The sequence below is a fragment of the Cytobacillus depressus genome (assembly GCF_008923245.1).
GTDB lineage: Bacteria > Bacillota > Bacilli > Bacillales > Cytobacillaceae > Cytobacillus > Cytobacillus depressus.
Genome location: NZ_WBOS01000018.1, coordinates 64,852 through 89,597 on the forward strand (window position 1 = coordinate 64,852; position 24,746 = coordinate 89,597).

General features: G+C 36.3%; 25 protein-coding genes and 2 pseudogenes. 16 read left to right on the forward strand and 11 right to left on the reverse strand.

Going from position 1 to position 24,746, the window contains the following annotated elements; genetic code table 11:
• Positions 1 to 45: 45 nt before the first annotated feature.
• The 3 genes from F7731_RS22205 to F7731_RS22215 form a co-directional block, all read right to left on the reverse strand.
• Positions 46 to 525, reverse strand: coding sequence for a 2,4'-dihydroxyacetophenone dioxygenase family protein (locus tag F7731_RS22205; RefSeq protein ID WP_151536985.1), 480 nt, complete (start codon positions 523 to 525; stop codon positions 46 to 48).
• Positions 526 to 546: 21 nt separating this feature from the next.
• On the reverse strand, positions 547 to 1,335 hold the full coding sequence (locus tag F7731_RS22210; protein ID WP_151536986.1) for an SDR family NAD(P)-dependent oxidoreductase: 789 nt from the start codon (positions 1,333 to 1,335) through the stop codon (positions 547 to 549).
• A 675-nt stretch (positions 1,336 to 2,010) separates the two neighbouring features.
• Positions 2,011 to 2,169 carry a spore germination protein gene (locus F7731_RS22215; protein ID WP_170289778.1) on the reverse strand — a complete coding sequence of 53 codons (159 nt, stop codon included), beginning with the start codon at positions 2,167 to 2,169 and terminating at the stop codon, positions 2,011 to 2,013.
• A 358-nt stretch (positions 2,170 to 2,527) separates the two neighbouring features.
• Between F7731_RS22215 and F7731_RS26620 the strand changes: the two genes are divergently transcribed.
• From F7731_RS26620 to F7731_RS22230, 4 genes and pseudogenes are all read left to right on the forward strand, one after another.
• The gene (locus F7731_RS26620; RefSeq protein WP_170289779.1) at positions 2,528 to 2,671 is read left to right on the forward strand and encodes a hypothetical protein; all 144 of its coding nucleotides are present in this window, start codon (positions 2,528 to 2,530) and stop codon (positions 2,669 to 2,671) included.
• Positions 2,672 to 2,673: 2 nt separating this feature from the next.
• Positions 2,674 to 2,913 carry a TRAP transporter large permease subunit gene (locus F7731_RS22220; protein WP_151536988.1) on the forward strand — a complete coding sequence of 80 codons (240 nt, stop codon included), beginning with the start codon at positions 2,674 to 2,676 and terminating at the stop codon, positions 2,911 to 2,913.
• Between the two features lie 78 nt (positions 2,914 to 2,991).
• A complete protein-coding gene (locus F7731_RS22225) occupies positions 2,992 to 3,339 on the forward strand; it encodes a cupin domain-containing protein (RefSeq protein ID WP_170289780.1) in 348 nt (115 codons plus the stop codon).
• 150 nt (positions 3,340 to 3,489) lie between these two features.
• A pseudogene (locus F7731_RS22230) lies at positions 3,490 to 3,636 on the forward strand (DUF2179 domain-containing protein); the annotation flags it as partial.
• Here the strand turns inward: F7731_RS22230 and F7731_RS22235 are convergent.
• Positions 3,636 to 4,220 (reverse strand): annotated as a pseudogene (locus F7731_RS22235) (helix-turn-helix domain-containing protein); the annotation flags it as partial. The pseudogenes F7731_RS22230 and F7731_RS22235 overlap by 1 nt on opposite strands.
• Before the next feature lie 449 nt (positions 4,221 to 4,669).
• Here F7731_RS22235 and F7731_RS26625 point away from each other — a divergent pair.
• The 7 genes from F7731_RS26625 (at position 4,670) to F7731_RS22265 (ending at position 9,457) form a co-directional block, all read left to right on the forward strand.
• Positions 4,670 to 4,816, forward strand: coding sequence for a hypothetical protein (locus tag F7731_RS26625; protein ID WP_170289781.1), 147 nt, complete (start codon positions 4,670 to 4,672; stop codon positions 4,814 to 4,816).
• Positions 4,817 to 4,825: 9 nt separating this feature from the next.
• Complete coding sequence (locus F7731_RS22240) at positions 4,826 to 5,101, forward strand: hypothetical protein (protein WP_151536990.1); 276 nt, start codon at positions 4,826 to 4,828, stop codon at positions 5,099 to 5,101.
• A gap of 107 nt (positions 5,102 to 5,208) precedes the next feature.
• On the forward strand, positions 5,209 to 5,511 hold the full coding sequence (lepB, locus tag F7731_RS22245; RefSeq protein ID WP_151536991.1) for a signal peptidase I: 303 nt from the start codon (positions 5,209 to 5,211) through the stop codon (positions 5,509 to 5,511).
• A gap of 377 nt (positions 5,512 to 5,888) precedes the next feature.
• Positions 5,889 to 6,557 carry a GntR family transcriptional regulator gene (locus F7731_RS22250; protein WP_151536992.1) on the forward strand — a complete coding sequence of 223 codons (669 nt, stop codon included), beginning with the start codon at positions 5,889 to 5,891 and terminating at the stop codon, positions 6,555 to 6,557.
• 48 nt (positions 6,558 to 6,605) lie between these two features.
• On the forward strand, positions 6,606 to 7,310 hold the full coding sequence (locus tag F7731_RS22255) for a DUF2848 family protein (RefSeq protein WP_246197397.1): 705 nt from the start codon (positions 6,606 to 6,608) through the stop codon (positions 7,308 to 7,310).
• Positions 7,311 to 7,314: 4 nt separating this feature from the next.
• The gene (locus tag F7731_RS22260) at positions 7,315 to 8,112 is read left to right on the forward strand and encodes a carbon-nitrogen family hydrolase (RefSeq protein WP_151536993.1); all 798 of its coding nucleotides are present in this window, start codon (positions 7,315 to 7,317) and stop codon (positions 8,110 to 8,112) included.
• Positions 8,113 to 8,149: 37 nt separating this feature from the next.
• Positions 8,150 to 9,457 (forward strand): MFS transporter, encoded by a 1,308-nt coding sequence (locus F7731_RS22265; protein WP_151536994.1) that lies wholly within the window; start codon positions 8,150 to 8,152, stop codon positions 9,455 to 9,457.
• 411 nt (positions 9,458 to 9,868) lie between these two features.
• Here the strand turns inward: F7731_RS22265 and F7731_RS22275 are convergent, their stop codons facing one another.
• Positions 9,869 to 10,783 (reverse strand): tyrosine-type recombinase/integrase, encoded by a 915-nt coding sequence (locus F7731_RS22275; protein ID WP_151536996.1) that lies wholly within the window; start codon positions 10,781 to 10,783, stop codon positions 9,869 to 9,871.
• 574 nt (positions 10,784 to 11,357) lie between these two features.
• Entirely contained in the window at positions 11,358 to 12,299 is a 942-nt protein-coding gene (locus tag F7731_RS22280) for a DMT family transporter (protein ID WP_246197399.1), read from the reverse strand.
• Positions 12,300 to 12,734: 435 nt separating this feature from the next.
• Between F7731_RS22280 and F7731_RS22285 the strand changes: the two genes are divergently transcribed.
• Positions 12,735 to 14,000, forward strand: a complete 1,266-nt coding sequence (locus F7731_RS22285) for an MFS transporter (RefSeq protein ID WP_151536997.1) — start codon at positions 12,735 to 12,737, stop codon at positions 13,998 to 14,000.
• A gap of 624 nt (positions 14,001 to 14,624) precedes the next feature.
• Here F7731_RS22285 and F7731_RS22290 read toward each other — a convergent pair.
• Positions 14,625 to 15,269 carry a superoxide dismutase family protein gene (locus F7731_RS22290; RefSeq protein WP_170289782.1) on the reverse strand — a complete coding sequence of 215 codons (645 nt, stop codon included), beginning with the start codon at positions 15,267 to 15,269 and terminating at the stop codon, positions 14,625 to 14,627.
• A gap of 437 nt (positions 15,270 to 15,706) precedes the next feature.
• On the reverse strand, positions 15,707 to 16,474 hold the full coding sequence (locus tag F7731_RS22295) for a SurA N-terminal domain-containing protein (protein WP_151536999.1): 768 nt from the start codon (positions 16,472 to 16,474) through the stop codon (positions 15,707 to 15,709).
• Between the two features lie 599 nt (positions 16,475 to 17,073).
• On the opposite strand from F7731_RS22295, the gene F7731_RS22300 reads away from it, so the two are divergent.
• Both F7731_RS22300 and F7731_RS22305 read left to right on the forward strand, forming a co-directional pair.
• Positions 17,074 to 17,712, forward strand: coding sequence for a hypothetical protein (locus F7731_RS22300; protein ID WP_151537000.1), 639 nt, complete (start codon positions 17,074 to 17,076; stop codon positions 17,710 to 17,712).
• A 281-nt stretch (positions 17,713 to 17,993) separates the two neighbouring features.
• Positions 17,994 to 18,236, forward strand: a complete 243-nt coding sequence (locus F7731_RS22305) for a hypothetical protein (protein WP_151537001.1) — start codon at positions 17,994 to 17,996, stop codon at positions 18,234 to 18,236.
• A 295-nt stretch (positions 18,237 to 18,531) separates the two neighbouring features.
• On the opposite strand, the gene F7731_RS22310 is transcribed toward F7731_RS22305, so the two are convergent.
• Complete coding sequence (locus F7731_RS22310) at positions 18,532 to 19,242, reverse strand: anthrax toxin lethal factor-related metalloendopeptidase (protein ID WP_151537002.1); 711 nt, start codon at positions 19,240 to 19,242, stop codon at positions 18,532 to 18,534.
• Positions 19,243 to 19,466: 224 nt separating this feature from the next.
• On the opposite strand from F7731_RS22310, the gene F7731_RS22315 reads away from it, so the two are divergent.
• Together F7731_RS22315 and F7731_RS22320 are read left to right on the forward strand one after the other, a co-directional pair.
• Entirely contained in the window at positions 19,467 to 22,292 is a 2,826-nt protein-coding gene (locus tag F7731_RS22315) for a M14 family metallopeptidase (protein WP_151537003.1), read from the forward strand.
• Positions 22,293 to 22,666: 374 nt separating this feature from the next.
• Positions 22,667 to 22,903 carry a hypothetical protein gene (locus tag F7731_RS22320; RefSeq protein ID WP_151537004.1) on the forward strand — a complete coding sequence of 79 codons (237 nt, stop codon included), beginning with the start codon at positions 22,667 to 22,669 and terminating at the stop codon, positions 22,901 to 22,903.
• Between the two features lie 25 nt (positions 22,904 to 22,928).
• Here F7731_RS22320 and F7731_RS22325 read toward each other — a convergent pair whose 3' ends face one another.
• Positions 22,929 to 23,573, reverse strand: coding sequence for a superoxide dismutase family protein (locus F7731_RS22325; protein ID WP_151537005.1), 645 nt, complete (start codon positions 23,571 to 23,573; stop codon positions 22,929 to 22,931).
• A 265-nt stretch (positions 23,574 to 23,838) separates the two neighbouring features.
• Positions 23,839 to 24,648 carry an Abi family protein gene (locus F7731_RS22330; RefSeq protein WP_151537006.1) on the reverse strand — a complete coding sequence of 270 codons (810 nt, stop codon included), beginning with the start codon at positions 24,646 to 24,648 and terminating at the stop codon, positions 23,839 to 23,841.
• Positions 24,649 to 24,746 lie beyond the last annotated feature (98 nt).

The following is a 24,746-nucleotide window of genomic DNA, read 5'->3' on the forward strand; positions in this document are numbered from 1 at the left end:
CTTTAAAAAGGGACACTATCTCTTAGGACAGTATCCTTCGTTTAGTTAAAATGTCAGGTCTACAACAGGAATATTATTCTTTTCGCAATACTCTAGGTAAAGTTTCAACTTGCTAAAGACGTCAACTTGCTGAATAATTTTATCATTATCATCAAGGTATTGAAGACTTCCTTCTAGCATAAATAGGGTAATCATATCTTCATCACCATCGACAGTGAGTGTATGGATATCGCCTGGAGGTTCAAAAACAAAAGTTCCCGGTTTAGCAACCCAATCTCTTTCTAAATATCTCCATTGTCCTTGAAGTGTATAGGCCATTACTTTTCCACCCGTATGACGGTGACGATCGACAACGCCTCCTGGTTTAACTTTTAAGAGGTTGATCCAGCTTCCGTTTGTTAAATCGAAACGTAAAGGTTTGAACCAAGAACGCTCAGTTTGTGGAATCCAAGGGATCTCAGTGCTATCTAATGCTTTATCATCCAACTGAAACTGTTCTGTGAATGTGTTTAAATCAATGCTCATTTTAATACTCCCCTTTATAAATTAATTCATTTGCATTTGTGTTACAGGCGGATATAGAGACGGATCACCTGCTAAAAGGCCGCCATCAATTGGAAGATCTACACCTGTAATAAAGCTCGCATCTTTAGAAAGAAGAAATTTTACTACAGATGCAACTTCATCCGGTGTACCAAATCTTCTTTGAGGTGTACGGGATAATATTCTTTCTCTAAATATTGGGTCTTGTGTTGCTCCAGAGGAAAGAGGTGTTTTGATATATCCAGGACTGACAGCGTTTACACGAATGTTATCATCTGCCCATTCAACTGCTAAACACTTTGTAATTTGAACAATCCCACCTTTGGAGGCGGCATATGATAAAAGATTTTTACTTCCGTAATGGGCAAGCATGGAGGCAAAGTTTACAATACTACCTTCACCATTGGCAACTAAATATGGATGAACAGCTTGGCACATATGTACGCTACCTTGTAGGTTTGTGCTTAGAATAAGGTCAAGTTCTTTTTCAAGTAATGTCGCTGCTGCAGTTCGTCTTATCATTCCAGCACAGTTAACAAGCATGTCTACTTTGCCGAAATGAGTAGCAATTTTCTTCACGACTTGTTTAGTTTCTTCTTGATTTGTTACGTCACAACGAAAGAATTTTACATCCATTCCTTCATTTTTTAAAACCTTTTCTTGAGTTTCACCTTGTTCATTTGAAATATCTACAATTGCCACGGAGATCCCATCATTTACAAGTTGTTTCACGACAGCAAGTCCTAAGCCAGATGCTCCTCCCGTTACAATAGCTACTTTAGAGTCTTTCATTATTTTTCACCTCCAAAACTATCGATTTTTAAGCTAATTCTAATATCTAATATCTGATACATCAGATATCGTAAGTTAATTATAAATTCATCACACCGATAGTGTCAATGGTATTTTCAGATTGTTTTAATTTTATAGAATTATATAAATCTGATTTATGTATATATAATTGGTAATTTTTAAGTAAGTGACTATTTAATTAGAAAAAATCATTTCGGAATTTATGAGAGGCAGTTGAATACAGGAAAAGCCGAAAGTAGAATGACCTAATACTTTTAAGGAGATAAGACGGATTTTTTGTTGATTACCTTAAGTCAAAAGGAAAGGGAGAAAAAGGTTTAGTTTCTTCCTTTCCTAACCTATGTATTGATTGTTACTTAGTTTGGATCCATTTTTGATATTTTGATGTTGTACGGCTGACGAGCAAAGAAAGGGGCCAAAATCTCGACTTTAATCGAAAAAATAAGAGATTGTGAGGCAATGTACTTAAACTATTAAATCAAGGCCGGTCTTTTTGGACCGATACCAGCGTAGCTTACACAAACCGCAAAGTAAGAGGTGAAAAAGTTCCTAAAACAGTGGAGTTATTGGAACTTTATTCGAAATTACCGCTTAAATATTTCCTTTTTTCAACATCTACTTTGCGGGTAATGATGCTACACTGGTAACACCCCGTTATCTTGAATTAGTTATAACTATTGCCCCCGCGTTGCTTCCCCCAGGCCCAATAATTGATTTTGATACAGATATCGGTTTAATAAAAACAGCCCCACCGAAGTTGACAATCCCGCCTGTAACGGAAACTATACGGATACCATCCTTCTTAATAGCCAAGTTCATTCCCCCAAAGTTACTTTTAAACATTATATGAACAAGCAGGTATGCTCGTTCATATAAGATGAGCCAGTCCTGGATTTCTGCAAGCAGCGTATTCGAAATGGGAACCGTTCGGACTGACTTTCATGCCTTTTCCTACAATTCTAATAGGGGTCCAATTTGGCACTCTTTATAAATAAATTCGGCGTTAAACCTAAGCATATCTACTTTTTTCATTAAACTATTGTCATTTATTTCCAAAAATATAAAATTCAACATTTAATTGTTGGGGTCCAAATTGAAAGAATTAACAAAATAAATTGACGATTCAAAAATATCTATGTATTATGTATACATAATACATAGGAGTGAACCAATGTCGAATAGTCTAAATGTAAAACCAATTAAACCCCAGACAACAAAGGAAATTGTTTATGACGAGATTAAAAATGCCATTTTCAACAGGAACATCAATAGGGACGAAATTATTACCGAAATGATCCTTTATTTTTACCATTAGTTTTGGCAGCAGGTATTGACCCAATTCATTTTGGAATCATTCTTGCCGTGAACTTGACTATTGGAATGGTTACTCCTCCACTTGGGGACTGTTTGTTTGTAACCGCATCTATAGGTAAAATAACCGTACCTAGAATGTTCAAATATCTTGTGCCGCAGATTATTATACTTATCATCATCTTATTTATCATTACATATTTGCCGAAAGTTATATTGTTCCCGGTAAATTTGTTAAGTGGTTGATAATGGTGCACTCAGCTATATTTAATTACAGAGTAGCGGGAACATGTGAATTAACAATAATAATTGGAGGCGTTTCATTTGTCGCGACCACAAGTAGAATTTATTCAATACCAAAGTATTAAGCCGGAATTAATTGGAGGATCAGTTAAAGGATTATCACAAAGGGTTATTTCACAGGATTCGGAATTGGGGGATCTTGCTCGAATTCTAGAATTTGAACCTGGAACTGATACTTCTTCAAACGGCGTCCAGGTTCATGATTATTGGGAAGAGATATACATCATTGATGGCTCGGTAATCGATTTAACTTTAAACAAGGAATTTACAAAGGGAATGGTAGCATCTCGACCGCCCGGAATGGAACATGGACCTTGGAAGTCCTTGGAGGGATGTACAATGTTTGAGGTGCGTTATTATAAAAAGTAATACTGGTTTTATAGTATCAAGGGCCTATAAGAAGGGTGCCTGTGCATCGCGATCTGAATAGTTGACAATATAAAATTCGGATTTGTTAAGAATCAGTGTTAAATCACTGGTTCCTTTTCTCTTCTCATAATTCCGGAAGTGTCTCAGAATGGGGTTACAAACTGGGCTGTAAACGGATTTGAAGGAGATCGAATGGCACTTCAGATTCTAACTCCCCGGAAATATGAATTGTTGCTTTACCAAACTATTAAGGAATTAGATCCCAAAGCATTTATTATTGCTTACGAACCAAAATAGTTTGTTTTAGGCAATTCTGCCACTTCTGTTTCAGTGGCAATGGAAACAAAATATTTTCCTGACGGATTACGTCTGACCGTCGCACTTAAAATACGACCAAAAACTTCACGACTTTTGGCAAAGCGAACGTTCCCTAATTTAGGAAGTTTGATGTAGTTATTGATGATAGCGATGTTTCCATTGGTGTGTTTTGTTGTGTAGGACTGCAGAGGATTCTTTTTTGACTTAAATCGAGGTTGTTTATTCTGCTTTTTGTAATAACGGCCATAGGAATCCGCTAAATTCTCAACATATTTTTGTAAGGCAATACTGTCTACTTCTTTTAAAAAAGGGTAATATTTTTTTAATTCTGGAAGTGATTTAACCGTTTCATATTTGTTAAAGCAATCACCTTTCCAATTATTTGTAGGAAGTTGACCGTTTTGTCTCATTTCTTCGACAATATGCCAGCAAGCATCTTTTTCTTTTTGTTTGCCAAGAAAAAGGTTAAATACAAAGCGGGAGCATCCGATGGTTTTATTGATGAGTTCTGTCTGTTTTTTATTTGGATAGAGACGAAATTTAAAAGCTTTATGGACTAACATTGTTTCACCTCACTTTATAGGAGCGTGTGTTCCCGTAATAACATAATGAGGAAGCCTTTGGCTAGCGCCAACCGTAATTCATCTCCCACTTATCATTGGGCTTTGCCCTTCACATGATTGAAGAGGGAGTCTTCTTTCAGGAGATGATAAATACATTAGTTTATTTGAGGGACCAAAAATGTTATAGATGAATATGTTTTTTATCGGCCCTAGTCGGGCGAATGCCGCAGGATTTAGCTGCCGTGAGCGCGGAGTTAATGATTGAATCAAGCGGCATTTCGGCCAAAGAATGGTTTGAAAAAGCAGTCTCTTGGACAGAAATAAATGCAATCAAACAGGGAGCAACTGATTAAAGCCAGGATATTTCCGAATTAGAGATTCATACGACAAGAATCTATAAACTCGTTGCAAATATGATTCAGCGGTCTATTTATATAAAGGATCATGCTGTGAAAGAATATGCAGAGAAATTGGAGCAAAGGGAATCTATTATTAATGAATATCAGATGAAAGCAGCTGCCGTAGTAGAGGAAGCAAAATTATCTAAACAAGAGGCTGCTACCCTCCAAAAAGAGAAAGACGAATTATTGAAGTAACTGGAAGAAGTGCGGTCAGTTAATCATAATAACCGGTTGTTGATTGATGAATTTAAAGAGAAAAACGATACATTGAGTGATTTGGTTAGTAAATATCAATCTTTTGCTGAAGAAAATGAGGAATTAAAGAAAAAATATTCAAATGAACGTGAACGGTTGATTGAGAAGATTAGAGAGTTATATAGCGAAATCTCAAAGGTGAGTAAGGGGTATGAGGAGAGAAACAGTGAACTTGAGTTAGAAGTGAAGAGTGAAAGAGATCATAATATAGAGAAAAAAGATTAACCATACACAATGCTAAAAGAAATAAAAGAAGAAACGTTGATTTCTTTTTTTATTTCTTTTTATATAACATAAATTTTTATTTTAAGGGGCATTACGAATAAAGCGATTTGCTGGGGATACCCCATAAAGACGATACATTATATATAAATGGAAAGGCTAACGATGAACCGTATTTGGAGGAATATCAAAACGGGTTAAGGGATGCAGGACCATTAACTAATTCATTTACCTTAAAAGAGACGCCAGTAGGAAGTGAAGTGGTCCCAGAAGGGCATTTATTTGTTTTGGGGGATAATCGAAGACACAGTGAAGATAGTCGTCGTATCGGAGCTGTCTCGATGGAAAAAGTAGTAGGAACAACAAACATTGTCTATTACCCTGTTAAAGAAATAAAAATAATTAGCAAATGAAGAACTTCTAGCTATTCAATTAAAGGGCTATTGTTAAAGAGCGTCATAAGTGGATAATGATCAAACTTTTTTTAAAGACAATATACTATCACTCATTGGAATATCAGAACAAATAAAGAGATAATTACAATTGAAAACCTAAATTTTTATATAGTTAAAAGTAGAGGATGCCAAAAGGCATCCTCTTTTCATTCTTAAAAAGGTATAAGTGTAGAGATAGATTAGTAGTTCTTCGCCTTGCTTTTGATACCTATTTTTATAAATTTAGCAATTGTAAAGGTAAACAAAATAGATTGACAATTCGAAAATATCTATGTATTATGAATGGTGTGTAATGTATACATAATACATAATACATAATACATAGGAGTGTATCAATGTCGATTAGTCTAAATGTAAATCCAATTAAACCCCAGACAACAAAAGAAATTGTTTATGACGAGATTAAAAATGCTATTTTCAACGGGAACATTAAAAAGGATGAGATTATTACCGAAATGATCCTTGCTCACTCTCTTAATATTTCGCGTACTCCCGTGCGAGAGGCAGTAGGTGACTTATTGAAAGACGGTCTATTAGTAGCTGTTCCTAGGAAAGGGTTAAAGGTTCGGGAAATTACACCGAGCGAAAAGGATCAAATTATTTTTCTTAGGGTTTCAATTGAAACGGAAGGATTGAGAAGAGTTATTCCAAGTATCACTGCTAATCAAATTCAATTTTTAAAAGAAGTAATTGAGCAGCAGAAAAAGGCTATGGAAAAAAACGATCGTATAAAATTTATTGAATTGGATCAAAAATTCCATAGAAAAATCCTTTACTTTGCTGAACAGCACTTGTTAGAAGATATCTTGTTAAATTTATACAATTTAACAAGATTAATAGGGCACAAGGCATTAGCCAAAAATGGCCGTATGGAGGAAGTCCTAGAAGAACATTTGCGAATTGTAGAAGCTTTGGAACTAAAGGATGTTAAACAAGCAACAGAGTTAATGGAAGAACACTTGGTTCAGACAAAGGAATCCATTGACATTGTCGAAGGTAAGTGAAATTTTTTTCGCACTTTGAAAGCGTTATCAAATTTAGGAGGAGAAAAAATGAAAACAATTAAAGCAATGAACTCAATATTATTACCATTAACTGTTAACAACGTAGAAAAGGAGATTAAGGTTAACCATGTATATTGCATTGGTTACGCGGGACGAAATATTGAAAAAACAATGGAGCACATTATTGAACTAGAAAAAATTGGGGTTCCTAGACCAGCCGAAGTTCCTACCCTTTATCCAGTTCGCCGAAACAGCCTTAGTCAGACTGAGGAAATAGAAGTACTTGGGGATAAGACAAGTGGTGAAGCCGAAATCGTTTTAGTGTTTGGAGATACTGAAGACGAAGTATACATAACAGTTGGAAGCGATCATACAGACCGTTCATTGGAAACGATTGATATTAATCAATCGAAACAAATTTGTGATAAACCGATAGCTCGAGAGGCTTGGAATCTTAATCATGTCATTGATCATTGGGATGACCTAATATTAACCTCACAAGTGTACTTAAATGGTGAGTGGCAGAATTACCAAGAAGCAAAAATTAACGAAATTATCCCTTTGAATGAAATAAAGGGATTCCTAAATAAAAAAGATGTATCCTTCAAAAATATCGTTGTATTCTCAGGAACTGTACCGTTATTGGAAGGCTTTAAATACGGTTCAAAATTCAAAATGTCATTTATAGATAAGGTTCGAAGCACTGAATTACATGCTGAATATGCAATTACACGTTTAGATTCGGAGGAATAAAAATATGAAAATTTCAATCTATCAAATGGAAATTGTTCCTGGAAATCCATTAGAAAACTTTAAAAAAGTCGAAGAATGGTTGGAAAAGGAAATAAAGAGTTCTGCACCAGATGTGATTGTCCTGCCGGAAATGTGGACAACTTCCTATACATTGGAGGACATTCACATTCATGCTGATGATAATGGGAAGGCGACTGTGGCATTTCTTCAGTCATTGGCTAAAACATTTAATATCAATATAATTGGAGGCTCTTTTGCCAATAAAGTTGATGGAAAAGTATATAACACAGCAGTTGTTATAAATCGTCAGGGAGAAGTCGTATACCAATACGACAAGGTTCATTTGGTGCCAATGTTAAATGAACCAGAATATTTAACAGGCGGACAAAAGGCACCTGAGGTATTTGAGCTTGATGGTATCAAGATGGGACTAATCATTTGCTACGACCTTCGTTTTTCAGAGATTATCCGTCCGCTTGCTTTGGAAGGTGCAGAAGTATTATTTATTGTTGCAGAATGGCCGATAGCCCGTCTGAAACATTGGAAAAACATCCAAATTACTCGCGCTATTGAAAATCAGATGTTCGTTGTATCATGCAACAATGTCGGTACGTATAAAGAAGTTACTTATGGCGGGAGCTCCATGGTCGTTAATCCTTGGGGAGACACTTTAATAGAAGGATCGACTACTGAGGAGGAAACCCTAACGACTTCAATTAAGGTTGAGGAAACAGTAGTAATTCGAGAAAATGTACCAGTGTTCACTAGTCGGGTACCGCATTTATATAAACAAGGGTTATAAGGAGAAAATCAATCCAAATAAACGGGGAGAAATGTTTATGAGTAATCTTGCTGAAAAGAATGTTCAAAACGGTCATATTGATCACGCTAAGCAACAGAGAATTGCCGGTATCTCGAGTGTTTTAGGGTCAACAATAGAATGGTATGATTTCTTCCTGTATGGAACTATGGCTGCCATTATTTTTCCACAATTATTTTTTCCGCTGCATGATCCCTATGTTGCTACATTATTAACGTTTTCAACTTATGCGATTGGATATATCGCTAGGCCGATAGGCGGAATATTTTTTGGGCATTTAGGTGATAAAATTGGTAGAAAAGTATCTTTAATCGCTACCTTAATCATCATGGGGATAACGACAGTTCTTATCGGTTTACTACCTGGCTTTGCAAGTATTGGGGTATGGGCACCTGTATTAGTCACAGTCCTTAGATTTATTCAAGGGATTGCGATTGGAGGGGAATGGCCAGGATCTGTTCTCATTTCAATGGAGTGGGGAACAAAAAATAATCGAGGTTTTATGGCCACATTGCCTCAAATTGGCGTGCCGCTTGGATTAATACTAGGAACTGCAGTCACATCCCTTTTCATTACGCTTTCAGGCGATAGCTTCCAAACATGGGGTTGGAGAGTACCATTTATTCTAAGTTTAGCTTTAGTTATTCTTGGGTTACTCATTCGAATGAATTTATTGGAAACGCCTTCATTCCAAAAGGTTCTTAATGAAAAAGAAATGCCGAAGTTGCCATTTATTTCAGTTATTAAAGATTATCCTAAACAAGTAGTGTCAGGCGTATTTGCAAATGTAAGTAGCGATATTGCTTTTGGCGTATTTGCCTTTTATACGACAACGTATGGAATCACACATCTAGGACTAGATAAATCAATTTTCGTGAACGCAACATTAGTAGGGGCAATGATCGCTGTTGTATCTATTTTTGTTACTGGATATGTTAGTGATAAAATAAATCCTAAAAAAATTCTTGGATTTGGTAATATACTACTTATTCTTTGGGCTTTACCATTTTTCTACTTATTGAATACGAAAAGCACAGGCTTAATTTTCCTAGCAATTATAGTTGCATTTATCATTCATTCGACAATGTGGGCACCACTAGCCCCAGTAATTGCTTCGAGTTTTCCAGCGCATCTTAGGTACAGCGGCTCAGCTATCACATTCATGTTAAGAAGCGTTATTGGAGGAGGATTTGCTCCTTTGATTTCCACTTTTCTTCTTCATAAATTTGAGAGTGGTTACGCGATTAGTGCATATATAATTATAGCGGCAATAATAGCGCTATTTGCACTCAGATATGTGGATATTAAATATCATAAAGCAGATTGATGTTCCAATTGTTAGGATAGACGCTAACCGCCTATCCTATTTTTATTAAAGAATGTCATATTGAAAAAAGCACTTCGTAGAATACGGTAAATGTACCGACAAAAGGAGGGCTATGTTTCATATATTGGTAAACCGGTTGACAGCTGAAAAGTTACCAGACGGAACAGTCTTAAGTTATGAGTATGATGAAGCTGAAATCTAACAAAAAAGAGCAAAACGGCAATACAATGATACTATGTCAAGAAACACTGTGTTTATGTTCTTGACATAGTATCAAACACCTGATCCTGATGATATTTTTCCTCCTGATTTATACTATGTTTTTGTTAAGTTTCTTCATTATATTTTATAAATGCTTTTTATTATTCTTCTATGAGAAAGACAAGAATAATTCAGGTGCCAACTTTATTTCTAAAACTTCGGCAAAGCATCCACCGCATCCGCCAAATCACTATACGAATCTTTCAAATATCTGCTAGTTGTCGCAATATTACTATGCCCGGCCAATCTTCGTACCTTCTCAATATCATTATTCGTTGCTTTCAACATCCACTTACAAAAAGTATGCCGAAACATATGCGGCGTTAATCTCTTCTTCGGTAGATTATAACCCTCAACCATTGTCTGGATTCCTCGGACAGTAAACTTCGGCGATCGCTGGCTATAAAACACATACGGAGAGTCTGCTACATGCATCTTTTGTTTAGCCATCTCTGCCCGGTAGCTTAACCAGTCCTGGATTTCCGCAAGCAGCGTATTCGAAATAGGAACCGTCCGGACCTTCATCCCTTTTCCTACAATTCGAATACGCTTCAAATCTAAATCGAGATCCGTCAATTTTAAATTGGATAGCTCATCAACGCGAAGACCAGCATAAGTCAGCAAATAAATAATTGCCCGGTCTCTCCGGTACTTTTCCTCTAGATTTACGCCTCTGCTTTTGACGGGTTTCTTCCTTATTATATAGAGGAGATTTTCGAACTCTTCTTCTGTCAGCCACATAATGGTTTCATTGTCCTCATCAGCTGTTTTTAAATCTTGAATATCGCTCATCGGATTCTGCTGCAGTTTTTTATTCTTGATTGCCCAGGAATAAAAACTCCGCAGCGAATTTAGTCTCCGGTTGATGGTTGAAATGGCCAATGGTTTTACGTCCACGGGATGTAACATTTCATGGATCCATTTTCGAACATCAGCTGCTGTGACAAAATCATCTGGCCGAATATGTAAATCGTCAAAAAAAGAATGTAGATCATTTGTATAGGAAATAATGGTATTTTTCGATTTTCCTTTTTCTTGAAGATAGGAAATGTATGATGAAAACAATTCATTCACGCCTTTCACTTATATGACGAGTTTAAGGTACTCAATAGGGTACTAGATCGATATGTATTTTATACATTATATGATGAGTATAACATAAGGAAAGAAAGAATGAACGTATATAATGTATATTATGTGATGAGTTGTAAATTAACTTAATAAACCATGAAGATAGTTTACAATTCCAATTGATATTCCAGAAAAAGTAAAATTGATTTGTAGAAAGTTAAATTGCACTTGAAGAAGCCATCTCGATTACATAATTGCTAAAGCGACGGCTGGGTAAAAAACAATAAAGCGCTATAGAGAATAAAATCAATTTTAATCTTGCTAATTATTAATCCTAGTTTCTTCTATTATATATCTTTTTGGAGAAAGACTATAAAGTTCGAGATTTTGGATAAAGAGGATTCAAACAACGAATAAAGGAGAGAATAAACGTTTCTTCCTATGAAGATTTATTAAAAAATGCCGCCTTATCTTCAGCTTTTCCAATCAATGTAATTTTGAAAAAAAGCAAATGGTAACCAGCATTAAAAAAAGGTTCCTTTTTAGAGGAACCCTTTCATCTAGATATTTAAATGCTTTTGCTCTGGCTTTTTCCTTGTCTTATGAATTTTTTTCTACGTTTCTGCATTATCTCCTCTATAGCCCCTGATCCAAAAAGGATGCCAATTATTATTAGAATACAACCGAGTGTTTGATATAACGTAATCTGTTCGCCTAATAGGACAAAGGCTCCAACTAAAGAGAAAAATGTACTTAAGTTTAAAAAAATAGAAGTCTCCGCTGCACCAATTTTACTAATGGAAGAGTTATAAATGATATTTCCAAAAGCTGTTGCTAGAAGGGCAGATGAAAGAAAGACGACCCAAAAATAAAGAGGAGCATGAAAAATACCTTTTAGTCCAACAGGTTCTTTCAAAAGGCTGATTACAAATAAAAAAATACTACCAATAATAAGCATATATCCTGTTAATAATAAGGGATCCAATGTTCTTGTCGCCTTACTAATTAATATAAAACTAAGGGCTTGAACGAAAATAGCTAAAAATATAAATAGATCACCGAATGAAAGTTCTGATAGTCCATTACCACCAGATAGTACGATAAAAATAAGCCCTAAACCCCCAATGAGGAATCCGAGTACTTGAGTAAACGAAGGAATTCTTCTTAGTAATATAGCTGCTAGTAATGCTGTTAACAATGGTCCCGAGCCTAAAATTAAGCCACCATTTGTCGCCGATGTATTTGTCAAACCTAATGATAAAAAGTAATGGTGGCCTGATATATTTAATAATCCTCCCGCAACAATAAATTTCCATTCTGATATGCTAGGCTTTCGAATTTTCTTCAAAAAACCCAAAATCACAAATACTGCGAGTCCGGCTGTAAAAATGCGGAGGGCCGAAATTGATACGGGTGGAAAATAACCAACGATTATTTTTATAGCTGAAACATTAAACCCCCAGAGTATCATAACTAAAATCATTAATAGATAAGTACTACCATTTTTCAATAATAATCACGCTTTCTAAAGAAACTTAATATACTTAAATTTAAATCTTCTTAACTTGAACAGTTTTTTCTTATCTTATAAAAAAGACCGAGCGCTTACACATATTGTTTATTTTATTTTTAGCTTTTTTATTCCCTTACCATTAAAATTATACACTATCTTCCATTGAAGATTCTGTACTTTCGACCAGGTAAATGGATAAAGTCTTTTAAAAAGGAGGGGAGGAAAGATGCGGGGCGAGTGACTAATGTTCTTTTGATTCGAATGACAGTTTTATGCTTTGTAATTTTGGAGAAAGCAAATTAATATATTTATTAAGGGAGTCTAAATATTTAGTATTCGACCTTGAAAACGAATTTATTATGAGAGGATGTGTTTGATGCTAAGGTTATGTAAATGAAATATTTGCAAAAAAATTTGAAATGGGAGTACAGCATGAAAAAAAATAATCGCCTCTATTTTGGTTGGTATATTGTGATCGCTGCTTCGATTATTGTGTTGCTTACAACTGGGTTGCGGATGGGCATCGGCCCCTTTGTAAATCCAATTATGGATGATTTAAGGTTATCGCGAACGGAATTTTCGCTTATTGTTTCAGCTGGAATGATTGTTTATGGAATTGGCATGCTGCTAGCTGGGACTCTATTAAAAACTTATAATACCCGTATTGTGTTATTGGTGGGGTTAGCCATTGTATGTATTTCGACTGTATGGACGGTTAATGCCAAAGGGATGCTTTCATTCTTGCTATCATTTGGTGTTTGCCTCTCAATCGGACTTTCTTTTTTAAGTAGTATTACTTTATCGCCCATCATTAGTAAATGGTTTGTCCGTCAAAGAGGGAAGGCTCTTTTTTATTTAACTACTGGGGCAATGGCGGGTATTGCCATTATGACGCCTGTTGAAACATGGCTGATTGGCCTTGTCGGCTGGCAGAACACCCTCTTAATATTTGGCGGAATATTTATTCTCCTTGTTCTTCCATCGGCCATTTTTATTATAAGGGAAGATGTTCCGGATGGGGCTGACGGTACGGGTTCTGCCAGCGAGAAAATAAGCCGGGAAGAACCAGCCATTACATTTAAAGATGCATTAATGACAAAGACATATTGGAAGATTGTTTTTGGATTATTTGCTTGTGGATTTGGGATGAATCTATTAGGGTCCCATGGGGTACCGATGTTGATAGATCATCATTTTTCACCAATGACCTCTTCGTTTGGGATAGGGATGATCGGGGTTGTCGCTATCATAGGCACATTGTTTTTAGCCCAGCTTGCGGACCGTTTTCCACGGAAAAATCTTTTATTTATCATCTATTTTGTTCGTGGACTTGGATTTTTCGCTTTAGTTTTATCGGCGACTACGTGGCAGCTCTTTCTCGTTTCCATTATTGGAGGGTTGGTATGGGCCGGTTCCGTTGCGATGTCCACAGCGATTTTAAGTGATTTATATGGAGTGCGTTTACTCGGAATGTTAAATGGATTCGCATATTTTGTAGGTCATCAAATCGGAGCAGCCATCGGTTCATTCATGGGGGGCTGGGGGTTCGAAGTGTTCGGAACTCATTTCATTTCGTTTGGTGCTGCGGGGATCCTTGCCATTCTTGCAAGCTTGGCATCGGTCACATTGCCTAAAAGTCTATCATTCTCCAAGCAAATAAAAATGGGGGAAAAGCATAAAATAACAGTGGGACAATGAGTTGTCTTGGTATAAAATATTTATCTGTAAATGAAATATTGCCATTAAACCAAGAAAATAAATAAACGTTTATAATCTATTAAGTTATCATGTTTAATAATAAGGTAGCTGAGAGTCATTTGTCTGCGGCAGTCATTGCAGCAACCCCACCTGCAATCACCGCCGCACCGTGAGTGACTATTTTTCCCCCATGAAGCAGGCCTCACGGAGCCATTCGACCGCATTAAACCTCTTATTTGAATGTTTTTCTGAAGGAATAATTCCTATAGTATAAAGACTAATAAATATCTAGGAGAAAGACTAAAAAGTTCGAGCTTTTGAAGAAGGGGATGTAACTAACGAATAAAGGAAAGAATAAACGTTTCTTCTTATAAAGGTTTATTTATTTAAAAACGTCTCCTTAATTTTTTTCTTTGAACAAAACAAACGGTAACCAGAAAAAATGATAAGCCTAAATTAAATGTTTACAATAACCGCGGAAAAACTCCTAAACCAGATCTGAAACTTGGAGGGACCCCTTACTGGAAGAAAACATCAGTTGAGGAGTTTTGTGAACAAGAAAAAAAACGTTTGAAAATAGAGAAACCCTACACAGCTTAGTATAGGGTTCTTTAATATACTTTATTATTTCTTATCTTCTTCTGTACTCAAAATTACTCCACATGCTTGTCTGTCACCTGCATCCCCAGTTTTCATCGTTGCTTCATCAGGACCAGGTTTTCCTTCTGTTTGATAGCGATCAGGTATATTGCCGAAGTTATCAGGATTTGCATGGACGATGACAGCCAGTTCTTCTTTTTTCAGTTGATCAATGGTTAGGCGATCGAACGTTGCAGAATATGAAGCAGTTCCATCCTCGTTGACATATAGGGAAGGCATGTCCCCAGCATGTCCAGAGTGCATTTTGTCATCTGGATTAAAGTGACCGCCTGCTGTTGTGAAAGGACCTTCCTTGGCATCACGTTCACAGACACCATTTTCATGGATATGAAAACCATGGTGACCTGGCTCTAGGCCATCTATATTGGCGACAATCTGAACATGATTGTCATGCGCAAAAAAGCTTACTGTGCCAACAGTTTTATTTTCAACATCTTTAAGTTCTGCTTTAGCTTGTGGTTCCGTCTGTTCCTCTGTGCTCACGCTCGTCTCAGCTTTATTTCCCGTATTTGTCGTTCCCTCGCCATCCGACTTTTCTCCTGCAGCACATCCATTCAGCACCATCACCACAGAAATTGTCAGTATCAGCTTCGTCCAATATTTACTCATTTTATGCTCCCTTCTATATTGATTGAATGTTCTAACCATACTATCAGGAGTAAATAATTATATAAAGTGAATTGCTCTGTACATTAAAGAATTCCTTCTTTCTGTCTAGAGGGTCACAATTTTTATGAACCTTCCTTCCTGCTCCTCCATGCTAGTAATGTTGAATGGCACCTAGAATAGCTCAACTTAAAATGACTTTTTTTTCACTACACAGATAACGGTATAGATACATAAAAAGAAAGCGGTTCTCACTCTCTTTTTGAAGCTCGGGACTTTTGATTATGTATCTTGATTAAAAGTTCCCTCCAATTGGAGGGGGAGTCAAAGCCCGCTGGCATCTATAAAGCCAGCTTAGTTGTCGGCGATGTAAAACGGCAAATTCTTTAATATAATGAAAAAAAGAACAGCAAGGGGCTGTTCTTTTTGTGTATAAAATCTTAAATTTTTATATCAATCTTCACATTTTTCTTTAGCTCTTCAACATGCTGAGCGAGTTTTTCCTGCTGTTTTTGATGTTGCAGAGATTGTTTGATTTGCGGCTTTACTTCTTCAAGCTTTGGAACTTCTTGTCCTGTGCTCTTTCCTTGTTCTGCATATTGATCATATGTTTTTTGAATTTCTTCATCGGTTATTTCGCCAATCACCACATCTTTCTCAACGTACTGTTTAAATTTAATATCGTCAGCTATTTGAGTTTCAAGTGTTTTCATATCCATGCCGGATTTTTTAAGAGCGGCTTCGAATTCTTTTTCTGTTTTAAACTGTTTTTTCATTTCGTCCAACTGCTTTTTAATATCTGCCTCTGATGCTTGATAGCCTTTTTTATCTGCCTCTTGAAGAAGAAGAGTTTGTCCGACTAAGCTATCAATTGCTTGGTTTTTCAATTGCTCTGCAGCATCTTTGGAAGTCGGATCTTGCCCCATTTGCAGCATTTGTCTTTGTGTAGATGCTAAGACGCTGTTATAGTCGCTTCCTAAAATTTTTTTATCATTCACTATGGCGACAATTTTCTTTTTATCTACTTGCTGCGCTTCTAATTTCTTTTGCATTTCTTCCATTTGCTTTTGCTGTTCCTTCTGCTGTTCGGTTTCCGCTGTTTTTGCTTTATCATCATTTTTAGCTTCTTTGCTTTCTTCATTTCCTCCGCATGCTGCTAAAAAAATGGCCATTAGCCCGGTTATTAATGTAAACATCATTTTTTTCATAATCGATCTCCTTCCTTAAGCTAGAAGTATAATTTTTTTATAAAAATTATCTAGTGCGCATTATAAAGTAAATCTTACGAAAAAGAAACCTTTTACGGACTTTCTTGAGATTTGTAACAGGATTGAAGCGTTTTAACATACAGGAAAACCGTTAGCGTTTTCTTCTTATTCATTACATTTTCAAGAAATCAATGGTCCTATATCTCTAACAGATTCTTATACTCAAACCCTTTCAGCAAGAATAGAAGAGTCCATAAAAAAAGATATGGTTATTCAGGATCCGAAACCAATTAAAAATTAATTTAGTTTTGTTAATTAATATAAAATCTAAAAAGGCTATCAATCAGCCTTTTTTTTCTTTTTTGTTTTCAATGGAATGCTGTATTTTTTACTAACCTCGATTCCTCTTTTAGCTAGAGCCTTTGCTTCATCTTTCGTCATTTTCATCCCTGTTTCCCCTCTCCTAGTATTCTTATAAAAAGTATGGACATATTGAAAAATTTTTAAACATAACCCTCCCCCATCCCCCATATACATGGAAATATATCTAGGACACTAAGACAGTGTCCTAAGCAACAATTCGGAAAAGAGGGATGGAAATGCAAAGGGAAGAGGTAGTGGGAACTAAAGTAAGAAAGGTTCGCTCTGATAAAAAAAGAGACGTTAAACCGACAATTTCTATCAATCTTAAAGATTGTATATATCGCTTGTCTTACATTACGAATACGCCTGTAAAAGATGTAGCGGAAATTTTATGTGAAAAAGGTTTGCAATCGAGAAAGGTTATTGATTATCTTTCGAAATACTTCAGAAGGGATTATCAGTTCTTAAATACGGTTTATATTGGGGATTGGGAAAAAGAGTCTTTACAAAAGAAATATCAATCAGGGAAAAATGAACGAATTACCATTCGGTTTACACAATTATCCTATGAAAATATTTTTTCCTTATCTTGTGCTCTGGATGTGACCCCATCAAAAGCCACAGCGTTACTGTTAGATGCCAGTATCCGAAACACAAACCTCCTGAATGCATTTGTGAAAATGTATCTTCACAATCACATAGATGAAGCGAGAATGAAAGAATTAAAACAAGTGCTGAAATACATTAATAAGAACAATCCGTATCAAGAAGAAATTTCATGGTTTGCCTTGCTTGCGATGATCTTTGAAGATGTTAAAGAAAGTACCGGGAATGTGAAAAGTATCATTCATAATTGGATAGATAAATACAAATAAAAAAATATAGCTGATACAACCAAAAAAGCCCACCAAAGGTGGGTTTAACTGTTTTAGTCAACTAACATAAGGACCAAATGTTGAATGACAATAAATTCATTTGAAAATTGGTTATTCTTCGGCAATCGCGCCCTTTAATTGAATAAACATTAGTTTTTATTAGCCATTTTTACCGAATAAAAGTATACAATTAATGCCCAGTATCTTCGGAATGCGACATAATATTTTCTATATACCACCTCATCAATATGCTAAAATTTACTAAAAGAGGTGGTGATATCATGAATTCATTTTCATACAAAGTAATTGGATTATTTTTGTTATCATCAGGATTTATTTATTCTTTAGAGCGTATCTCGTCTTTAATTTCTACAAGCATTATCAAAGCTGGTTTCTTTTCTGGACAAATGACAGGAGAAGTACCCCAAGTAACAACTGCAAATTTTTTGGATAACTTATTTGTTCCTTTATTATTTTTTATAAGTTTAGTTTTATTAATTTTAGGGTTTAAGAAAGTTAAATAAGAAAATAATCGCCAGCTGTTTGCCGGTTTTTTAATTACATTTATGACGCTTAATGTGTCTACTATGTAAAAAAAAGAGTTACTCCACAATCTGGCCCTTTTCTGGAATAAGTGATTTGCTTTTCTATCTCTTTTATTACTTAGAAGGTGTTATACGAGAATGCCGCCAAGGTCGAGCCGACAAAGGAAAGAACTTGCGGCGGCAAGTTCCTTTTATTAGTGATATGAAGATAAGTTCTTTGAATCCGCCTTATTTTCTTCGGAGGCCATTCGATCGCATTGGCTTTTCTATAATTCTACTTATTAGAATGCTTTTCCGACGGGATATGCCTTTGCAGCTCGTTAATAAATTTATAAGTTAATGGAGCTTTTTCTTTTAACTCTGCTTTTGTATCTGACCCAGCATAAAAATAAGCAAAGGATTCAGCGAAATATTCTTCCTTGTAATCGAAATAGGGATTGTCAAGAAAATCATTTTTCTCTAAAGCGTGAATATTAGTAAACTCATCTGAGTAGCTAATATTATCAAATACATAACGATCAATAGCATGTGCTGTTTCATGAAGCTCAAGGTTTACAGAACTATGCATCTTTTTATAGCTATAACCAATCCGTGCAACAACCGTCTGCCCTCCCACGCCTGGAACATCATCCCAAGTATATGGAGTATGTTCCCATCCCCTAGGAACGACTCCCTTTAAATATTCATACTCTGGCAAATCAGTAAGAGGGAAATTAATCAGTTTAACCTGAACACCTTGCTTATACATGACATTCAAAATATTAGTGGGAATACTCCAGAGACGATCTACCATATTTAAGGTTTCTTCACGATCGAAATCCCCTTTTGTTTCAATCGTCACCACCCTTTCAAGAACATTGTTCATTTTAAGTGATTTAGTAGTTCCAGATTCCCCTAAAGCAGTAGTAGAAAAAGAGAATGTTAGTGCTGTCGTCAATAAAAGCGTAGAAAATGCCTTTTTTCCTTTCGACAAAATATTCTTCATATTAATCCTCCTAAATTAGTAGTTTATAAGTTAGATATTCTGCGAATGCAATTTTTCCCCTTCATAATTGTTCATTTCAGGATAAAGTACCTATAATCGTGAAATTGAAATTGCAAAAATTGTCGAACGATACATACGGTTTGGCAAAAAATCCGACAATTATTTCCTGAATATTTCGCTATATTTGTCTATGAGTGTCTATAAAAAATAGAAAGGGAGATTTTATGAAGAAAATTTTTGCGGGCTGGCTGGCATGTATCATGATGTTATCCATATTTGCTCAAACAGCCTTCCCTGTTGCGGCTACTGAAGCAGCGGAAGAGTACAAGCTTGTAAAACTAGAGGCTAACAGATCTCTGTTTTCATTAACCGAGGCTCGTACAGTAGAAGTACAAGCTGATTTCGGTGAGGATGTAGATTTAACTCAATTAGAATGGACATTTGGCGGAAAGAGTATTTCCGAGTGGAAAAAATGGACAAGCGGTACCAATTATAACGGTGCCCCCTTTATTACAGTAAAAAAAGAGCCACACTTTGTTGACGGGACCACTACGATTGAAGCCACTTTGGAATTCGGCCTTCTTTTTAACTCTAGTGATCTATCAAACAGAACGATTCGAACACAATATCAACAATTTATCGGCGATTATGAATTAGCATTAATTAATTCTGCGAGTAAGATGAAAGCTGAAACGACAGTAAAGCTTAATGTATATGATGAATTCTTATTTTACGATCAAATTAAGCCAGCGATTGACCAAATCTTTGCACAAGCAACGTCCGATCCGGCTAATGATCGCTACCTCGAGTATCAAAGTCTGGGTAAGACAGTACAGGGACGTGATCTTCACTTCGTTATCCTTGCAAAAAGTAAAAACGCTGTCGATAAGTATTTAAATGAAACATTGCCGACCGCATTAGAGGACCCTGAAAGTTTAATCAAGAAATTAAAATCTGGAGCTATGGGAGACTATCAGGTGCCAATTTGGTTGAACAATATCCATCCTGATGAAGTAGAGGGGATTGATACTTCCGTTGAACTATTAAGGAAGTTTGCTCTTGAGGATGAGGTAACGTTTATTACGGGTAAAGGAGACAAAGAAAGAACTGAATCGTTAAAAGTCGACGAGGTTCTTGATGATGTCATTTTCCTTTACATGTTTACAAACAATCCTGATGGAAGGGTCGCAAACACTAGAGCAAATGCCAATGGATTTGACTTAAATCGGGACAACCATTATCAGACACAGGTTGAAACACAGCAGGTCACACAAGAAATTGCCAAATGGACTCCACTGTCTTTCGTTGATATGCATGGTTATGTTAATGGATTTTTAATTGAGCCAACAACACCGCCGCATAACCCTAACTATGAGTATGATCTGCTTTATAACACGATGATTGATCAGGCTAATGCAATGGGACAAGCTGGGATTGGCAATTCGAGCTTAACCTCTTATTTTATTCCTGCGGAAGCATGGGAGGATGGCTGGGATGATATGAGTCCGGCTTATACTCCAATGTATGCGATGCTTCATGGCTCATTGGGGCATACGGTTGAAGTGCCTACATTAAGTCAGAATTCTTTTCATGCGATGGTAGGAGTAGGGCTGGGCGCAACCAAGTTTGTCACGGATAACAAGGATAAATTATATAAAAACCAGCTTGAAATCTTTGCGCGTGGCGTAAACGGGGAGGATAATCGCGCAGTAGACGAATATTTTGTGAATGCTAAAGGTGATTCGATTGGCCGGGTTAGAGGAGAACATGCTAACTTCTTCCCGGATTATTATGTCATTCCAACCGATGAGAAGGAGCAAAAGAATAAGCTAGAAGCATATAAAATGGTAGACTATTTAATCCGCAATGGTGTGAAGGTTGAGCAAACAACGAAAAATCTAAAAGTAAATGGGACGATGTATCCGAAAGGGACATTTGTAGTTTCCATGAAGCAGGCTAAACGCGGACTGGCAAATGCGATGCTTTATAAGGGGGAAAATGCGTCAGACTGGGCTGCTATGTATGATCCAATTGTCGTCAGTTTCCCTGAACTTAGAGGGTTTGATGTGCAGGAAGTTCGTGACCCAGGTGTATTTGCTAATAATACAACAAAGGTTGTAAAAGTAACCACCCCATCAGGTGAAGTGGTAGGAAACGCACCTAAGCAAGTGTTGGCTAACTCCAATAATGACACAATTAAACTAGTGAATGAACTGCTGAAAAATAATGTTGTGATCGAAAGAGCAACTGAAACAAAGGCCGGTGTAACTAAAGGAGACTTTATCGTCAGCACAAAAGATCTTCAGCTATACGGTAAAAACTATTATTTTGAAGCCAAGCCTTTAGGCACTTCCAATCAAGTGAAAACAGAACAATTGAGACAGCCACGTGTTGCAGCAACTGGTTCCTCTCAGTTGAATTTTACGCTAGAGGAGCTTGGATTTAATTTAGTTAAACCGGAAGATGCCGATGTCATTGTCAGCTATGGTGGAGCCATTAATGGCGATATGCTGTCTGGAAAGTCATATGTAGGGATCGGTGTAACAGCCATGAACGCAGTAAAAAATACTGGATTACTTCCTGGTTTTGATTATAATCGAACAGCCAATGGTCATGAGGGTCTATTTAAAGCAGTTGTAAATGATCATGTATTAACTTCCGGTTACCAGAAGGATGAACTGCTCTATTCGACGACAGGGGCATGGATTACTTCCGTTCCTAATGATGCAGATGTATTGGCATCTTTCAGTGATTCTGATGACTTCTATGTTGCTGGCTGGTGGCCTGGACACGAGAGGGCAAAGGGTCAAACGCTTGCTTTTACTAAAAACTTTGAAGACACTACGATTACTCTATTTGCCAATGACCTTGCCTTTAGAGCTCATACTCAATATAGCTATCGACTTATCGCCAATAGCATCTATGCATCCGTAGGTTCTGAGGTTATCAAGAAAGGCAAAGGCAAAGGAAAAGTGAAGGGTAAAGAAGGAAAGACTCAGAACAATAAAGTAGAAGAGTCGTTCTTTGAGAAAGGTAGAGATAGGGATTAGGGGTTAAAAGCCATTAAGCTAAAGTGTAAATGATCCATTTTCAGAAAAATGATAAATGTAGGATTATCATGGGAAGTGGCTTAACGAAAAAATGAAGAAACAGCCAGATGAAAACACGAATTGGCAATAGAGTTCAATAAACAACAAAACCCCCTTCTTCATTTTAAAGGGGGTTTTTGTCATTCCTCTAAACAAATCTGACGGCGAATATAGCAATTTTTTCAGCTGAAAGGTTTTCAGGTTCGGGTGCTTCCATGGTAATCATTCATCCAATTAGGAATAAGGGAATAAGGGAATAAAGGAAGTCCAACAGGTTTTTTCAAAAGGCTGATTACAAATAAAGCAATACTATTTTAATCCAGGAGCCAATCCTTTTGTTTGTCCGGAAAGGCAGCGACAATTATGTTAATCAAAAGTTATTCGCAGATTTCTTAGTAGAAAATGGCTTAAATTATGATAAGCCTAAATTAAATGTTTACTATAACCGTGGAAAAACTCCTAAACTAGATCTGAAACTTGGAGGGACCCCTTACTATAAGAAAACATCAGGTGAGGAGTTTTGTGAACAAGAAAAAAACCGTTTGAAAATAGAGAAACCCTACACATCTTAGTATAGGGTTCTTTTAATATACTTTATTATTTCTTATCTTCCTCAGTATCCAAAATTACTCCACATGCTTGTCTGTCACCTGCATCCCCAGTTTTCATCGTTGCTTCATCAGGACCAGGTTTTCCTTCTGTTTGATAGCGATCAGGTATATTGCCGAAGTTATCAGGATTTGCATGGACGATGACAGCCAGTTCTTCTTTTTTCAGTTGATCAATGGTTAGGCGATCGAACGTTGCAGAATATGAAGCCGTTCCATCCTCGTTGACATATAGAGAAGGCATGTCCCCAGCATGTCCAGAGTGCATTTTGTCGTCTGGATTAAAGTGTCCACCTGCTGTTGTGAAAGGACCTTCCTTGGCATCACGTTCACAGACACCATTTTCATGGATATGAAAACCATGGTGACCTGGCTCTAGACCATCTATATTGGCGACAATCTGAACATGATCGTCATGCGCAAAAAAGCTTACTGTGCCAACAGTTTTATTTTCAACATCTTTAAGTTCTGCTTTAGCTTGTGGTTCCGTTTGTTCCTCTGTGCTCACGCTCGGCTCAGCTTTATTTCCCGTATTTGTCGTTCCCTCGCCATCCGACTTTTCTCCAGTAGCACATCCATTTAGCACCATCACCAGAGAAATTGTCATTATCAGCTTCGTCCAATATTTACTCATTTTATGCTCCTTTCTATATTGATTGAATGTTCTAACTATACTATCAGGAGTAAATAATTATATAAAGTGAATTGCTCTGTACATTAAAGAATTCCTTCTTTTTGTCTAGAGGGTCACAATTTTTATGAACCTTCCTTCCTGCTCCTCCATGATAGTAATGTTGAATGGCACCTAGAATAGCTCAATTTAAAATGAATTATTGTCACTATGTAGATATACGTTATAGATACATAAAACGAGAGTGGTTTCACTCTCTTTTTGAAGCTCAGGACTTTTGATTATTTATTTTGATTAGAAGTTCCCTCCAATTGGAAGGGAGGCCCATGCATGAAAAATCTATATCCTCTTCATATTCAGAAATAAGTGCTTCTAAATCAGTAATAAATCGGATTCCTTCTGTTTTTGTCAACAATCTTTGTGTAATATAGATGGCGGCAAATGTAAGTTGATTATCAAATTGTTTTCTTTCTTCCTTAAATAATCGGGGTTTGAATGTTAATTTTTTATTATACAAACGTCCGTAGTGAGCACAAACATTTCGAACATATGATAATGTTTGCAACCAACTTTCAAGATAAAGATAAGGGATCTGATAATAGGTTTTTGCTATATGTTTTTTTATATTCTCATTTAAATTTCGATATAGTTTGGAAATGAATCCGAATGAGGTGACTTCGATTACTGCCCAAATCGGAATCTTACCCTCATACTTTTTAAAATGATGTTCAATAAACAATTCGCCTTTTCGACTTTTTTTAATTAATGTTTCCATTTCATTCAAAGAATCTTGATGAAACTGTTCATTTATAAAATGTTCTTTATTTTTATAGCCAAGTGGTCCAAATTTATGAGCAATTTCGTACGAAATATGTGTTCGGAAAGCAATTTCAATGGTTTCCAATACACCTAAAAGTAATAATCTTAGTCTGCGATCAAATTCATATAATGAAAGGATTTTATTGAATGATGCTCCATTTATATATTGTTCTCTATTAAGAGGATCTTTTAGAGTAAGTCCATATGCAGAAACGGTAATAATTAATTCTTCGTAATGTATTTTCTGCGTATTCCGAATTCTCTATGTATAGGTTTCTACTTTTATAGATTTCTACTTGTTCATTATAGGTTTTGGGTGGCTTTACCTTTGAATTGTTTTTTCAGAATCCACTTTGG